The sequence below is a fragment of the Bradyrhizobium sp. USDA 4011 genome, from assembly GCF_054063415.1.
On record NZ_JBSSGG010000001.1, the window covers coordinates 1,142,942 to 1,158,351 of the forward strand.

13 protein-coding genes are annotated in these 15,410 nt (G+C 64.9%); 7 read left to right on the top strand and 6 right to left on the bottom strand.

Annotated features, from left to right (window positions below; genetic code table 11):
• Nucleotides 1-26: 26 nt before the first annotated feature.
• A complete protein-coding gene (locus ACVW1C_RS05485; protein ID WP_456757530.1) occupies nucleotides 27-893 on the bottom strand; it encodes a FadR/GntR family transcriptional regulator in 867 nt (288 codons plus the stop codon).
• A gap of 81 nt (nucleotides 894-974) precedes the next feature.
• Here ACVW1C_RS05485 and ACVW1C_RS05490 point away from each other — a divergent pair, with 81 nt between their 5' ends.
• Both ACVW1C_RS05490 and ACVW1C_RS05495 read left to right on the top strand, forming a co-directional pair.
• Nucleotides 975-2,114 (top strand): acyl-CoA dehydrogenase family protein, encoded by a 1,140-nt coding sequence (locus ACVW1C_RS05490; RefSeq protein WP_456757531.1) that lies wholly within the window; start codon nucleotides 975-977, stop codon nucleotides 2,112-2,114.
• Between the two features lie 54 nt (nucleotides 2,115-2,168).
• Entirely contained in the window at nucleotides 2,169-3,371 is a 1,203-nt protein-coding gene (locus tag ACVW1C_RS05495) for an ABC transporter substrate-binding protein (protein WP_456762999.1), read from the top strand.
• Between the two features lie 47 nt (nucleotides 3,372-3,418).
• Here the strand turns inward: ACVW1C_RS05495 and hutU are convergent, their stop codons facing one another.
• The 3 genes from hutU to hutI are packed head-to-tail and all read right to left on the bottom strand — an operon-like array spanning nucleotide 3,419 to nucleotide 7,878.
• Nucleotides 3,419-5,089, bottom strand: a complete 1,671-nt coding sequence (gene hutU, locus ACVW1C_RS05500; protein WP_456757532.1) for a urocanate hydratase — start codon at nucleotides 5,087-5,089, stop codon at nucleotides 3,419-3,421.
• A gap of 18 nt (nucleotides 5,090-5,107) precedes the next feature.
• Entirely contained in the window at nucleotides 5,108-6,667 is a 1,560-nt protein-coding gene (gene hutH, locus ACVW1C_RS05505) for a histidine ammonia-lyase (protein ID WP_456757533.1), read from the bottom strand.
• The gene (hutI, locus tag ACVW1C_RS05510; protein ID WP_456757534.1) at nucleotides 6,664-7,878 is read right to left on the bottom strand and encodes an imidazolonepropionase; all 1,215 of its coding nucleotides are present in this window, start codon (nucleotides 7,876-7,878) and stop codon (nucleotides 6,664-6,666) included. The genes hutH and hutI overlap by 4 nt, the downstream gene beginning before the upstream one ends.
• A gap of 85 nt (nucleotides 7,879-7,963) precedes the next feature.
• Here hutI and ACVW1C_RS05515 point away from each other — a divergent pair, with 85 nt between their 5' ends.
• The 5 genes from ACVW1C_RS05515 (at nucleotide 7,964) to ACVW1C_RS05535 (ending at nucleotide 12,792) form a co-directional block, all read left to right on the top strand.
• Nucleotides 7,964-9,322: a formimidoylglutamate deiminase gene (locus ACVW1C_RS05515; protein WP_456757535.1), complete on the top strand. Its 1,359-nt coding sequence runs from the start codon at nucleotides 7,964-7,966 to the stop codon at nucleotides 9,320-9,322.
• A complete protein-coding gene (hutC, locus tag ACVW1C_RS05520) occupies nucleotides 9,319-10,062 on the top strand; it encodes a histidine utilization repressor (RefSeq protein WP_092125371.1) in 744 nt (247 codons plus the stop codon). The genes ACVW1C_RS05515 and hutC overlap by 4 nt, the downstream gene beginning before the upstream one ends.
• A gap of 151 nt (nucleotides 10,063-10,213) precedes the next feature.
• A complete protein-coding gene (locus ACVW1C_RS05525; protein WP_456757536.1) occupies nucleotides 10,214-11,158 on the top strand; it encodes an ABC transporter substrate-binding protein in 945 nt (314 codons plus the stop codon).
• 78 nt (nucleotides 11,159-11,236) lie between these two features.
• Entirely contained in the window at nucleotides 11,237-12,010 is a 774-nt protein-coding gene (locus ACVW1C_RS05530) for an ABC transporter permease (RefSeq protein ID WP_456757537.1), read from the top strand.
• On the top strand, nucleotides 12,007-12,792 hold the full coding sequence (locus ACVW1C_RS05535; protein WP_456757538.1) for an ABC transporter ATP-binding protein: 786 nt from the start codon (nucleotides 12,007-12,009) through the stop codon (nucleotides 12,790-12,792). The genes ACVW1C_RS05530 and ACVW1C_RS05535 overlap by 4 nt, the downstream gene beginning before the upstream one ends.
• A gap of 141 nt (nucleotides 12,793-12,933) precedes the next feature.
• On the opposite strand, the gene ACVW1C_RS05540 is transcribed toward ACVW1C_RS05535, so the two are convergent.
• Together ACVW1C_RS05540 and ACVW1C_RS05545 are read right to left on the bottom strand one after the other, a co-directional pair.
• Nucleotides 12,934-14,019: an IS5 family transposase gene (locus tag ACVW1C_RS05540; protein ID WP_456757539.1), complete on the bottom strand. Its 1,086-nt coding sequence runs from the start codon at nucleotides 14,017-14,019 to the stop codon at nucleotides 12,934-12,936.
• 304 nt (nucleotides 14,020-14,323) lie between these two features.
• Nucleotides 14,324-15,409 (bottom strand): IS5 family transposase, encoded by a 1,086-nt coding sequence (locus tag ACVW1C_RS05545; RefSeq protein WP_456757540.1) that lies wholly within the window; start codon nucleotides 15,407-15,409, stop codon nucleotides 14,324-14,326.
• Nucleotide 15,410 lies beyond the last annotated feature (1 nt).

Consider the following 15,410-nt stretch of genomic DNA (forward strand, 5'->3'; position numbering starts at 1 on the left):
GTTGATCTATTCGCCGGCGCGGCGCGCTACCGGCGCAGCCCGGGCTGCACGTCGGCCAATGCGACGTGAAGCGACATCGCACCCGGATCCTGCTCCAGCATGCGCTGCACGGATTCCAGGTGCGACCGCAGCAGCCGGCTTGCCAGCGCCACGTCTCGCTCGCTCAGCGCCGCCAGGAACTGGCGCCGCTTCTCCGCGAGCCGCGCCATCGCGACCCCGCTGGAGGCGACCTTGGCGTAGACGAAGCGCATGTGGATCTCGGTGACCGAGTCCACGATCATCGCGATCACCTTGTTGCCGGTCGAGGCCGCGAGCAGCTTGTAGAACTCGCGCGAGCATTCGACCCGATCGAGCAGCCGGCCTTCTTTCGTGGCAAGCTCGGTCCGCACGATATTGGCTTCCAGCGCATCGAGGTCGGCCCGCCGGGCATTTGCGCACGCCAGCTGCACCACGAGATCGAGGACGTGGACCCGCGCCTCCGACAATTCCCGCACCGAAATCGTCCCGAGGCTCAGCATGTCGCGCATGACCTCGTTCATGCGGCGGGTGTCGCCCTGCTGGATAAAGGCGCCGCCCTTGACGCCCTTCTGCAGCCGCAACACGCCGGCCATCTCCAGGCTGCGCAGCGCCTCCCGCAGCACATTGCGGCTGACCCCAAGCTGCTGTGCCAGTTCGCGCTCGGCCGGCAGCTTGTCGCCGGGCTTCAGCACGCCGAGCGCCAGCTGCTCGCGAATGCGCTCGCAGATCTCCTCGAACGTCCGCCTGGTGTGGATCGGCTTGAATGTCGGCGGGGCCGCGGAGCCGGCCGCACGGAGATCGGTTGCCCGCTCCCTGCGGTTCGGCGAGGCGGTACGGGGGCGCTGCGGCGCGCGAGGGCTTGACTTGGTGCTCATGCGGTGAATTATTAAATGGATCACCCATTCAATGGAAGCCCCTTTTTGGCTTCCGGCAAAGAAAACAGACGGGGAGTCCGTATGAGTTTTTCCGAGGAGCAGGTCGCCTTCAGCGACAGCGTCCGCAGGATGGTCGCCAGGCACGTGGCGCCGATCGCCGCCGAAATCGACGAGACCGACCGCTTCCCGCTCGAGCTGGTCAAGCTGTTCGGCGAGATGGGATTGATGCAGCTCTGGGTGCCCGAGCGCTACGGCGGCCCGAACGGCAACCTCACCATGGCCTGCATCGCGCGCGAGGAAATCTCGAAGGTCTCGCCTGCCTGCGCATCGATCGCGGCGCTCAACACCATGTTTATCATGCCGTTGCTGCATTTCGGCTCGGAGGAGCAGCGCCAGAAATATTTGCCGATCATCGCCCAAGGCGGTGTGGTTACGGCGATCGCGATCTCGGAGCCGCAGGCCGGCTCAGACGTCGCCGCGCTCAACACCCGCGCCCGCAAGGACGGCGACAGCTATGTCCTGCACGGCCGCAAGCAGTGGTGCAGCTACGGCGTCGTTGCCGACTACATCGTGGTGATGGCGCGGACCAGTGACGGCGCCGGCGCGGACGGAATCAGCGCCTTCATCGTCGAGCCGAAGAAGATGCCGGGCATTACGTTCGGCCGCCATGAGCGCAAGATGGGCTTTCGCGGCGCTCCCAATACCCCGATCTTCTTCGATAATGTGCGGGTGCCGGCCGAAAACCTCGTCGGCGAGGAAGGCAAGGGTTTTCGCGCGTCGATGCGCGCGCTCGACCTCAATCGCCCGACCATCGGCGCCCAGTCGGTCGGCCTCGCTCAGGGCGCGCTCGATGCCTGCGTCGCCTACGCCAAGGAACGCAGGCAGTTCAAGCAACCGATCGCCGAATTCCAGGGCGTGCAGTTCATGCTCGCCGACATGGCGATGCAGATCGAGGCGGCCCGTGCGCTGGTCTATGAATGCGCCCGCGCCGGCGATGCCGGCGACTGGAAGCGGCTCAACGTGCTGGCCAGCATGGCCAAATGCGTCGGCAGCGACATGGCCATGAAGGTCACGACCGACGCGGTGCAGATCTTCGGCGGCTACGGCTACACCATGGACTACCCGGTCGAACGCATGATGCGCGACGCCAAGCTGACCCAGATCTTCGAAGGCACCAACCAGATCCAGCGCGTGGTGATCGCCCGCGAGTTGCTGCGCTAGCGCAGATCGATTGCAGCAAGAAACGAATTACAGGGAGGAACGACCTTGAACCACATCATCGACCGGGCGTTGGCGGCCGTCGCGCTGTCAGCCCTGCTGGCGGCGCCTGCCTACGCGCAGAAAGCCTATGGACCCGGCGCCAGCGATACCGAGATCAAACTCGGACAATCGACGCCGCTGAGCGGCCCCGCCTCCGCCTTCGGCGCCGGCGCCGGGCGCGCCGTAGTCGGCTATTTCGAGATGCTGAATGCGAAGGGCGGCATCAATGGCCGCAAGATCAACTTCACCCAGCTCGACAATGCCTACAGCGCACCGAAAGCGGTCGAGCAATCCCGCAAGCTGATCGAGGACGTCGGCATTCTGGCCGAGGTCGGTACGATCGGCACCGCGCCCAACGTCGCGATCCAGAAATATCTCAACGGCAAGCAGGTGCCACAGCTCTTCATCACCGCCGGAGGACGCCGCTTCAACGATCCCAAGACGTTCCCATGGACAATCCCGCTCTATCCGGACTTCGAAACCGAAGGCCGCGTCGTCGCCAAGTACATCCTGAAGGCAAAGGCCGACGCCAAAATCGGCGTGCTCTACCAGAATGACGACTACGGCAAAGACTATCTCAAGGGCCTGCGCGCAGGTCTCGGTCCGAAGGCCGAGCTGATCGTCGCCCAGGCCTCCTACGAACTTGCCGACCCGACGATCGACTCGCAGATCGTCCAGCTGAAGGCCGCCGGCGTCGACACGCTGATCGAGCAGTCGTCGTCGAAGGCCGCCGCGCAATCGATCCGCAAGGTCTACGAGCTCGGCTGGAAGCCGCTGCACGTGATCGGCGGCTCCACGGCATCGGTCGAAACCATCCTGAAGCCCGCGGGCCTCGAGGCATCGAAGGGGCTGGTCACCACCCAATTCCTCAAGCAGCCGGGCGACCCGGCCTGGGCCAATGACGAAGAGGTCAAGGCCTACAAGGACTTTCTGAAGGCGTACGCAGCGTCGGCCAATCCGGACGACTATTCCGTGCTGGTTGCCTATATGAACGTGCACGCCGTGGAGCTGGCCTTGCGCAAATGCGGCGACGACCTGACCCGCGAAAACCTGATTAAGCAGGCGACGTCGCTGAACGGCGAGCGGCTGCCGATGATGCTGCCGGGCGTCTCGATCGGCACCCGGCCCGGCGACTACACGCCGTTTAGGACCTTGCGGATCGCGACGTTTGATGGCGAGAGCTGGTCGCTGACCGGCGAGCCGCTGTCGGCCGATTGAGCCGGGCTGGCGAGAACCGTCATCAGCGGCGTCTCGCCAACGTCAACTCACGCGCGCAGGCTCGGCAGATCGAGGCCATTGGCGCGGGCGCATTCGATCGCGGTTTCATAGCCGGCGTCGGCGTGGCGCATGACACCCGTCGCCGGGTCGTTCCACAGCACGCGCTCGAGCCGGCGCGCCGCCTCCGGCGTACCGTCCGCAACAATGACCATGCCGGCGTGCTGCGAATAGCCGATGCCGACCCCGCCGCCATGGTGCAGCGACACCCAGGTGGCGCCGCTCGCGCAGTTGAGCAGCGCATTGAGCAGCGGCCAGTCGGACACCGCATCCGAGCCGTCGCGCATCGCCTCGGTCTCGCGGTTCGGGCTTGCCACCGATCCGCTGTCGAGATGATCGCGCCCGATCACGATCGGCGCCTTCAGCTCACCGCGCGCCACCATCTCGTTGAAGGCCAGGCCGAGGCGATGGCGGTCGCCGAGCCCGACCCAGCAAATCCGCGCCGGCAACCCCTGAAACTTGATGCGCGCCTTCGCCATGTCGAGCCAGTTGTGCAGATGGCCGTCGTTCGGCATCAGCTCCTTGACCCTGGCATCGGTCCTGAAGATGTCCTCGGGATCGCCCGACAGCGCCGCCCAGCGGAACGGACCGACGCCGCGGCAGAACAGCGGACGGATATAGGCCGGAACGAAGCCCGGAAAATCGAACGCCTGCTTAAGGCCCATGTCCTTGGCCATCTGGCGGATGTTGTTGCCGTAGTCGAGCGTCGGGATTCCCCGCGCGTGGAAATCCAGCATGGCCTGGACGTGATCGACCATCGAGGTCTTGGCGGCCGTCTCGACCGCCTTGGGATCGGCAGCACGCCGCGCCTCCCATTCGCCAAGCGTCCACCCCTTGGGCAGATAGCCGTTGATCGGATCATGCGCGCTGGTCTGATCGGTGACGATGTCCGGGCACACGCCGCGGCGCACCAGTTCGGGAAAGATCTCGGCCGCATTGCCGAGCAGGCCGACCGACACCGGCTTCCCGCTCTTGGCCGCTTCGGCAATGATCGCGAGCGCTTCGTCGAGCGTCGCAGCCTGGCGGTCGAGGTAGCCCGTGCGCAGCCGCATCTCGATGCGGCTCGGCTGGCATTCGACGGCAAGCATCGAGGCGCCGGCCATGGTCGCGGCCAGCGGCTGGGCGCCGCCCATGCCGCCGAGGCCCGCCGTCAGGATCCATTTGCCGGCGAGGCTGCCGCCATAGTGCCGGCGGCCGACCTCGACGAACGTCTCGTACGTCCCCTGCACGATCCCCTGGCTGCCGATATAGATCCACGAGCCCGCCGTCATCTGGCCGAACATCATCAGGCCCTGGCGATCGAGCTCGTTGAAATGATCGAGCGTCGCCCAATGCGGCACCAGGTTCGAATTCGCGATCAGCACGCGCGGTGCGTCCGCATGGGTGCGGAAAATGCCGACCGGCTTGCCGGATTGCACCAGCAGCGTTTGATCGCCTTCGAGCTTGCGCAAGGACGCGGCAATCCGGTCGAAGCTCTCCCAGTCGCGCGCCGCACGGCCGATACCGCCATAGACCACGAGCTCGCTCGGGCGCTCGGCGACATCGGGGTCCAGATTGTTCATCAGCATGCGCAACGGCGCTTCCGTCAGCCAGCTCTTCGCGCTGATGTCGGTGCCGCGGGGAGCACGGATGATGCGTTCGTTATCCAGTCGGCGGTTCATGACGGATGTCCCTGTCGGCTAAGCAAGTTTTGGAAACGGATCGGACGAACGGACCGCGAGCGCAGCGGCGGGCAACGCGTCGGCTTCGATCAGCGACGCGGCCCGCGCGAGATCGTCGGCCATGTAGCGGTCCGCGGCGAGCGCCGGAACGTGCGCACGCAACGCGGCAATGACCGCAGCGAGTGGCGCGCTGGTCGCATGCGGCGCACGCAGCGTGATGCCTTGCGCGGCGACCAGAAGCTCGATGCCGAGGATGGCCGCGAGGTTGTCGGCCATATCGGACAGCCGACGCGCGGCATGCGCGGCCATCGAGACATGATCCTCCTGGTTGGCGCTGGTCGGCGTGGAATCGATCGAGCACGGCATCGCGCGCTGCTTGTTCTCGGCATAGAGCGCCGCCGCCGTCACCTCGGCGATCATGAACCCGGAATTGATGCCGGGCTCGGGCGTCAGGAACGGCGGCAGGCCGAAGTTCAAAGCAGGGTCGACGAGGGTCGCGATCCGGCGCTCGCTGGTGGCGCCGATCTCCGAGAGCGCAAGCGCGATCTGGTCGGCAGCGAACGCCACCGGCTCAGCATGAAAATTGCCGCCCGAGACGATCTCGCCTGTATCGACCAGGACGAGCGGGTTATCCGTCACGGCATTGGCTTCAATGGTCAGCACGCGCGCGGCGTGCACGAGCAGGTCGAGCACGGCGCCCGCAACTTGCGGCTGGCAGCGCAGGCAATACGGGTCCTGAACCCGCTCGTCGCCTTCGAGATGCGATTGCCTGATGTCGCTGCCGTCGAGCAGGGCGGTCAGGGTGGCAGCCGCAGCGATCTGTCCATCATGGCCGCGTAACGCCTGGATTTCAGGACGAAACGGCACCGTGGAGGCCATCGCCGCATCGACCGACAGCGCACCGGTCACCAGCGCGGCACACGCCAGACGATGCGCGCGCAGCAGGCCGGAAATCGCATAGGCCGTCGAAAACTGCGTGCCGTTGATCAGCGCGAGCCCTTCCTTGGGACCGAGCGTCAGCGGCGCGAGGCCGGCAGCAGCAAGCGCATCACGACCCGGCACGATCTTGCCATCAAGGAATGCCTGCCCCTCCCCGATCATGACGGCGGTCATATGGGCGAGCGGCGCCAGATCGCCGGAGGCGCCGACCGAGCCCTGCTGCGGCACCAGCGGTGAGACGCCGCGCGCCAGCATGCCCTGCAACTGCTCGATCACATCACGCCGCACGCCGGATGCGCCGCGCCCGAGCGAGATCACCTTCAACGCCATCATCAGGCGCACGATCGGTTCTGGCGTGGCCGGTCCAACGCCGCAGCAATGCGACAGGATGAGGTTGCGTTGAAGCAGGGCGGTCTGGTCGGGGGCGATGCGCGTCGAGGCCAGCTTTCCGAAACCGGTATTGATGCCGTAGACGGGAACAGCAATTTGCGCTGCTTTCGCGACGATCCCTGCGGCCGCCTCGACGCGCGGCCAGAAGGATGGATCGAGCACGATGGACGCGCCGGCGAGCACGCGCGCCAGCACGTCGAGGCCGACTGTTCCAGGCTTCACGACAATGGGGACATCCGGATCGTTCATTGCCCCCTCCACACCCGTCGGTGCAACGGATTGAAGCCGATGCGGTAGACCAGCTCGGCGGGGCGCTCGATGTCCCAGATCGCCAGATCGCACCATTTGCCGGCCTCCAGCGTCCCGGTCTCGGCGAGCAGGCCGAGCGCACGCGCCCCTTCCCGCGTCACCCCGGCGAGACATTCGGCAACCGTCATCCGGAACAACGTTGCGCCCATGTTCATGGTAAGCAGAAGCGAGGTCAGCGGCGAGCTGCCGGGATTGCAGTCGGTCGCCAGCGCCATGTTCACGCCGTGGGCGCGGAACAACTCGACCGGCGGCTTCTGGGTTTCGCGAATGAAATAGAACGCACCGGGCAGCAGCACCGCGACCGTCCCGCTCTTCGCCATCGCGACAGCACCGGCTTCATCGGTGTGCTCCAGATGATCGGCCGAGAGCGCGGAAAACTCCGCGGCGAGTGCCGCGCCGCCGAGATTTGACAGCTGGTCCGCATGCAGCTTGACAGGCAGCCCCAGCGCACGCGCCGCCGCGAAGACCCGGGCCGTCTGCTCTCCGGAAAATGCGATGCCCTCCATAAAAGCATCGACAGCATCGGCAAGGCCGGCCTTGGCCACCGCCGGCAGCATGTCGTTGCAGACCCGATCGATGTAGCGGTCCTTGTCGCCATTGGCTTCGGGCGGCAATGCGTGTGCACCTAAAAAAGATGTGCGGATCGCAACCGGCCGCAAGCGGCCGAGGCTGCGTGCGGCTGCCAGCTGCCGCATCTCGGTCTCCGCATTGAGGCCATAGCCGGACTTGATCTCGACGGTGGTCGCGCCCTCGCCGATCAGCGCGTCCAGCCGTGGCAACGCGCCGGCGACAAGCTCGGCCTCGGTCGCGCTGCGCGTTGCGGCAACGGTCGAGACGATGCCGCCGCCCGCGCGCGCGATCTCCTCATAGCTCGCACCTTTCAGGCGAAGCTCGAACTCATGCGCGCGATTGCCGCCAAAGACCAGATGGGTGTGACAATCGACCAGCCCGGGCGTGATCCAGCGGCCGCCGCAATCGATCCGCTCCCCGGCGTCCGCATCCACAGGAAAATCGGACTGCGTGCCTGCGTAGACGATGCGGCCGTCGCGCGCCGCGACCAGGCCGCGCTCGATCTCGCCGAGATCGGCGCGATCGCCGCGCACCGTGGCGAGCCGGGCGTTGTGCCAGATGCGGTCGAAACGCTCTGCCATGCGATCGTCCCCTTAAGGTGGGATGCTTGACTTATATGTCTAGACATATAATCGTGTCGGGGTTCTGTCCAGCCGGCATGGAAAAATGACACGACTGCATTTCGCATTCGCGCTGCTGCCCTCGGGCTGGGCCAATGACGTGCAAATCGTGGTCGCCGACCGCGCGATCGCCTCGGTGACGGCAGGCGTGCCCCCCGCCGCGGGCGACGAACGTCATCAATTGGCGGTTCCGGGATTGGCGAGCCTCCACTGCCACGCGTTTCAGCGCGGCATGGCCGGCCTTGCCGAACTGCGCGGCGACACCACCGATACGTTCTGGACCTGGCGCGAGACGATGTATCGCTTCGCGCTGACGATGACGCCGGACGACGTCGCTTCCGTTGCGACCCTGCTCTATATCGAGATGCTCGAGCGCGGCTTTACTCGGGTCGGGGAGTTTCACTATCTCCATCATGATCGGGACGGCTCGCCTTACGCCAATCCAGCCGAGATGGCCGTGCGCATCGCGGAAGCGACCGAGGCCACCGGCATCGGGCTCACGCTGCTGCCGAGCTTTTATGCCCACGGCACTTTCGGCGGCGCGGCGCCGCATGCCGGGCAGCGTCGCTTCATCTGTTCGGTCGATCAGTTCGCCGCGCTGATGGCGGCTTCGCGCGAGGCAATCCGAGCACTCCCCGGTGCCAACATCGGCATCGCTCCGCACAGCCTGCGCGCAGTGGCGCCCGATGAGCTCGCGGCGATCATTCCGCTTGCCGGGACGGATCCAATCCACATCCACGCCGCCGAGCAGGTGCGCGAAGTTGAGGATTGCATGGCCTGGTCGGGGCAGCGGCCGGTGCAATGGCTGCTGGAAAACGCGCCCGTCGATCGTCGCTGGTGCCTGATTCACGCGACCCACATGACGGAACGGGAAGTTGCTGCGCTCGCCGGCAGCGGCGCGGTTGCCGGCCTCTGCCCGGTCACCGAAGCAAGCCTCGGCGACGGCATCTTTTCGGCGCGCGAATTCCTTGCCGCAGGCGGCCGGTTCGGCATCGGGACCGATTCCAACGTGCTGGTCGGGGTCGCCGACGAACTTCGTCAACTCGAATACAGTCAGCGCCTGAAGCACCGCGAGCGCAACGTGCTCTCCGGAAAACCCGGTGCATCCACCGGCCGCGCCCTGTTCGATCACGCGCTCGCGGGCGGCGCGCAAGCTCTGGCGCGGCCCAACGCCGGCCTCGTACCCGGCGCGCGCGCCGATATCGTCAGCCTCGATACCGCGCACCCATCCCTGGCGGGACGGTCGGGCGACGCCGTGCTCGACGGCTGGCTGTTTGCGTCCGGAAGCGACGCGATCGACTGCGTCTGGGCCGGCGGCGACAAACTGGTCATAGGCGGCCGGCACCGGCTGCGCGACAAGGCGCGCGAGCGGTTCAATGCCAGCGTCCGGAGGCTCGTCGCATGAGCCTCGCTTCCGATCGAGCCAAGCCGCGCGCAGCCGAAAAGCCGACGCTCTACAAGCGGATCCGGCTCGATATCGAGACACGGATCCTGACCGGCGAATGGCCACCGGGCCACCGCATCCCCTTCGAACACCAGCTCATGGAGCGCTATCATTGCTCGCGCATGACCGTGAACAAGGCGCTGTCGGAACTGGCGCAGGCCGACCTGATCGAGCGGCGGCGGCGTGCCGGCTCATTCGTACGCCGTCCACAGCATCTTTCGGCGGTGCTCAAGATTGCCGACATGCGCGCCGAGATCACGGCGCTCGGCCGCAGCTACGGCTATCAGCTGATCGATTGCCGGCGACGCACCGCGACCGCGGCCGATCGCGCCCGGCTCGGCGTGAGCACGGCCGGCAAGGTGATCGCGATTGCCTGCCGGCACAGCGCCGACAATGTACCGTTTGCCGTCGAGGACAGGCTGATCGATCTCTCCACGGTTCCGGAGGCCGCGACGGCAGACTTTGCGCGCGAACCTCCGGGATCATGGCTGCTGCACCATGTGCCGTGGACCGAGGCCGAACATACAATCAGCGCGGTCGTTGCGGACGATCGCACCGCGAAGGCGCTCGACATCGCAGTCGGCGCGCCCTGCCTCGTGATCGACCGCTACACCTGGCGCAGCGCGCGCACAGTAACGGCGGTGCGGTTGCATTATCCAGGCGAGACGCACCGGCTGGTGGCTCGCTTCAAGGGAGGCTGAGATGGCTTGCGCGGCATATTTCATGCAATGCATCATGGGCTACCCATCCACCAACATCTCTCATGCGGCAATCCGCCGCGACTGACGTGAAGACATCACTGCCGTGAAGACATCAACAGGGTTCAATCCATCGTCCAAGGGGTCGACAATCATGCGTTCCTTCAAGCTATTGCCCGCAATCGCAGCCTTGCTCGCGTCCACCGCCGCGTTCGCGGATGACGTCAAGGTCGGCGTCGGCATTTCCGGGTGGACCGGCTTCGCGCCGCTGACGCTCGCCAAGGAGGCCGGCATCTTCAAAAAGAACGGCCTCGACGTGACCTTGAAGAAGATTCCGCAGAAGGACCGCCATCTCGCGATCGCCTCGGGCGACATCCAGTGCGCGGCGACGACGGTGGAGACGTGGATTTCCTGGAACGCCAATGGCGTCGCGACCAAGCAGATCTTCCAGCTCGACAAGAGCTATGGCGCCGACGGCATGGCCGTGCGCAACGACGTCGCCGCGATCAAGGACCTCAAGGGCAAGACCGTCGCTGCATCAGCGCCGGGCACCTCGCCCTACTTCGCATTGGCCTGGATGCTGAAGAAAAACGGCCTCTCGGTGAAGGACGTCACCGTGGTCAATCTGGAGCCCGCCGCCGCGGCGCAGGCTTTCGTCTCCGGCCAGAACGACGCCGCTATGACCTACGAGCCTTACCTGTCGACGGTGCGCGCCGCCCCCGACAAGGGCAAGATCATCGCGACCACGCTCGACTATCCGATCGTGATGGATACGTTCGGCTGCACACCGAAATTCCTGACCGACAATCCGAAGGCGGCGCAGGCGCTGGCCGACAGCTATTTCGAGGCGCTCGACATGATCGCCAAGGACCAGGCCAAGGCTTACGAGATCATGGGCGCTGACGTGAAGCAGTCCGGCGAGCAGTTCGGCAACTCGGCAAAGTACCTGCGCTGGCAGGACAAGGCCGCCAACCAGAAATTCTTCGCCGGCGACTTCCTCACCTTCAACAAGGATGCCGCGGAACTCCTGCTCGAGGTCGGCATCATCAAGGCCGCGCCGAAGGTCGAGGACATCTACGACGCCAGCTTCATCAAGTAATGCAGCCATCATTTCGGCCGGTCCCGCCCCGCGACAAGCCGGGGGGACTGGCGCATGAGATACGCCTGGACAAATTTGATGCGTCCCCTCGAACCCACAACATCGACGCAGCGCGTGGCCTACGGCCTCGCCTTCTTCGTGCTGTTCGTCGCCCTCTGGTCCTGGGCGACGTTCGGCGGCCATGTGTCGAAGACATTCCTCGCCAACCCGCTCACCATGATGCAGGAAGGCTATGAGCTGCTCGCCAAGCAGGGCTTCCTGTTCGACATCGGCATGACGATCTGGCGCGTCATCGGCGGCTTTGCCCTTGCCGCTATCATCGCGGTGCCGCTCGGCGTGCTGATGGGCGCCTACAAGCCGGTCGAGGCCTTTCTCGAACCGTTCGTGTCCTTTGCGCGCTATCTGCCGGCATCGGCCTTCATCCCACTATTGATCCTGTGGGCGGGCATCGGCGAGCTGCAGAAGCTGCTCGTGATCTTCATCGGCGCGGTGTTTCAGATCGTCCTGATGGTCGCCGTGACCGTCGGCGCCACGCGGCGCGACCTGGTCGAAGCCGCCTACACGCTCGGCGCCGGCGACAGCGGCGTCATTCGCCGCGTGCTGCTGCCTTCCGCCGCGCCCGAGATCGCCGAGATCCTCAGGCTGGTGCTCGGCTGGGCCTGGACCTACGTCATCGTGGCCGAATTGATCGGCTCATCGTCCGGCATCGGGCACATGATCACCGACAGCCAGGCGCTGCTCAACACCGGCCAGATCATCTTCGGCATCATCGTCATCGGGCTGATCGGCCTGATTTCCGATTTCCTGTTCAAGGCGTTCAACGCCTGGCTGTTCCCGTGGAAACTCGCATGACCTTGCTCAGGATCGATCAGGTCTCGCGAACCTTCCCCGCCCGCGCCGGCAACGCGCCGACAAGGGCGCTCGAGCCGACCACGCTCGACGTCGGCGACAATGACTTCGTCACTATCCTCGGCCCCTCAGGCTGCGGAAAGTCCACCCTGCTCCGGATCATCGCCGGGCTCGACCGGCCGACCAGCGGGCGCGTCACGCTCGACGGGCGCGAGGTCACCGGCCCCGGCGCCGATCGCGGCATGGTGTTTCAGTCCTACACCCTGTTTCCGTGGCTGACCGTGCGGGAGAACATCGCCTTCGGCCTGCGCGAGCGCGGCGCGTCGCAGGCGGAGCGCCATGACATCGCCGACGCCTTCATTCGCCGAGTCGGATTATCCGGCTTCGAGAACCACTGGCCCAAGCAGCTGTCGGGCGGCATGCAGCAGCGCACCGCGATCGCCCGGGCGCTGGCCAATGATCCGAAGATCCTGCTGCTCGACGAGCCGTTCGGCGCGCTCGACAATCAGACGCGTGCGCTGATGCAGGAGTTGCTGCTCGGAATCTGGGAGCGCGACCAGAAGACGGTGCTGTTCGTCACCCACGACATCGAGGAAGCGATCTTCCTCGGCAGCCGCGTCATCGTGATGAGCGCGCGTCCCGGCCGCATCAAGGCCGAGATCGTGGTCGACCTGCCGCATCCGCGCTCCTACAAGATCAAGACCACGCCCGAATTCGTCGCACTGAAGGAGCGGCTGGTCGAGGAGATTCGCACCGAGGCCCTGAAGGTCGCCGAACAGGCCTGACGATCAGCCACCCCTCTAGCAGTCTGCTGAAAAACCTTGAAATGGAGAGCTTTCTTGTTGTTGCGGCCGTTGTTGGGTCGGCGCGGTGGAGTTGGTTATAGTTTTCCAGGCTGGTGTTGGGTGTACCCTGACGCGGGGTGGCTAGGCGGCAAGCAGTTTGGGAATGCGGATCAGGTTATAGGCGATCAGATTGAGCAGGAAATCGGCGGCGACGCGGCCGATGCCACGATGTTTGGTCTTGCGCATGGTGCCGTGCTGCTTGCCCCATCCGAAGATGCACTCGACCATCGCCCGGCGTGATTGCGACATGCCATATCCCGGATGCCGCGTGGTTCGTTCGTCGATGGCGCTGTTGCGGGTCTTGCCGGTTTTGGTGACGGCCTGGTTCTGCGTCACATGCGGCGTCACGCCGATGGCGCGAAGATTGGCGACATGATCGACGGTATCGTACGCCTTGTCCTCACCGGCGGTGATACGGCGGCCTGCGGCTTTGCGTCTCGCCCTCAGCATGGTCTCCGAAGCCCGGCGTTCGGCGGTGCCATCGGCATGTGTGACCCTGCCGGCCACCGCCAGCCCATGCCGATTCTCCATGGTGACGTGGCCCATATAGCAAAGCTTGGCCTCCCGTCCGGCCGCCTTGCGATAAAGCCTGCTGTCCGGATCGCTGGTGCTCGCATGGGTGTCGTTCTTGCGCTTCTGGCCGTGGAAGTTGGCGCCGTCCTCATCGTCGCCGCTGCCGTCCTTGGGGCGAAAGCTCTTCTGTGAAGCCCAGGCTTCGATCAGCGTTCCATCCACCGAGAAGTGCTCGTCCGACAGCAGCGGTTTGACCTGCGGATGGTTCAGAAGCCTGGTCATGAACTTCGTGAACACATCGCCGTTCTGCAGCCGCTCCCGGTTCTTGATGAAGGTGGTCGGGTCCCACACCGGATCGTCCGGCGACAGTCCCACGAACCAGCGGTACAAAAGATTGTAGTCCAGTTGCTCCATCAACTGGCGTTCCGAGCGGATGCCGTAGAACACCTGCAGCAGCAAGGCGCTCAACAATTGCTCTGGAGGGATCGAAGGGCGTCCCTCGCTGGCGTAGAGCCTCCCAAGGCTGCGGTTCAAATCACTCAAAACGTCCCGGACAAGTTCCCGAACCTGCCGCAGCGGATGGTTCGCTGGCACACGCTTATCCGGCGCAATGTACGAAAACAGGCCGCCCTGATCCGTAAACCTGCCGCGCATCATCATCTCCACCGAATCGAGATGATAAAGTGAATCATCAAGCCCCCTCCGTGGCGAGGGGTTCTTCAGCAGACTGCTAGAGCCCTTCCCGTTCCGATTGGATCGGAACGGGACTCCAGGCTTTTGTCTTGACGCGCTTTCTCAACGCGAACCGGTATCCACTTCGCTCGAAAACGCTCTAGCAGTCTGCTGAAAAACCTTGAAATGGAGAGCTTTCTTGTTGTTGCGGCCGTTGTTGGGTCGGCGCGGTGGAGTTGGTTATAGTTTTCCAGGCTGGTGTTGGGTGTACCCTGACGCGGGGTGGCTAGGCGGCAAGCAGTTTGGGAATGCGGATCAGGTTATAGGCGATCAGATTGAGCAGGAAATCGGCGGCGACGCGGCCGATGCCACGATGTTTGGTCTTGCGCATGGTGCCGTGCTGCTTGCCCCATCCGAAGATGCACTCGACCATCGCCCGGCGTGATTGCGACATGCCATATCCCGGATGCCGCGTGGTTCGTTCGTCGATGGCGCTGTTGCGGGTCTTGCCGGTTTTGGTGACGGCCTGGTTCTGCGTCACATGCGGCGTCACGCCGATGGCGCGAAGATTGGCGACATGATCGACGGTATCGTACGCCTTGTCCTCACCGGCGGTGATACGGCGGCCTGCGGCTTTGCGTCTCGCCCTCAGCATGGTCTCCGAAGCCCGGCGTTCGGCGGTGCCATCGGCATGTGTGACCCTGCCGGCCACCGCCAGCCCATGCCGATTCTCCATGGTGACGTGGCCCATATAGCAAAGCTTGGCCTCCCGTCCGGCCGCCTTGCGATAAAGCCTGCTGTCCGGATCGCTGGTGCTCGCATGGGTGTCGTTCTTGCGCTTCTGGCCGTGGAAGTTGGCGCCGTCATCATCGTCGCCGCTGCCGTCCTTGGGGCGAAAGCTCTTCTGTGAAGCCCAGGCTTCGATCAGCGTTCCATCCACCGAGAAGTGCTCGTCCGACAGCAGCGGTTTGACCTGCGGATGGTTCAGAAGCCTGGTCATGAACTTCGTGAACACATCGCCGTTCTGCAGCCGCTCCCGGTTCTTGGTGAAGGTGGTCGGGTCCCACACCGGATCGTCCGGCGACAGTCCCACGAACCAGCGGTACAAAAGATTGTAGTCCAGTTGCTCCATCAACTGGCGTTCCGAGCGGATGCCGTAGAACACCTGCAGCAGCAAGGCGCTCAACAATTGCTCTGGAGGGATCGAAGGGCGTCCCTCGCTGGCGTAGAGCCTCCCAAGGCTGCGGTTCAAATCACTCAAAACGTCCCGGACAAGTTCCCGAACCTGCCGCAGCGGATGGTTCGCTGGCACACGCTTATCCGGCGCAATGTACGAAAACAGGCCGCCCTGATCCGTAAACCTGCCGCGCATC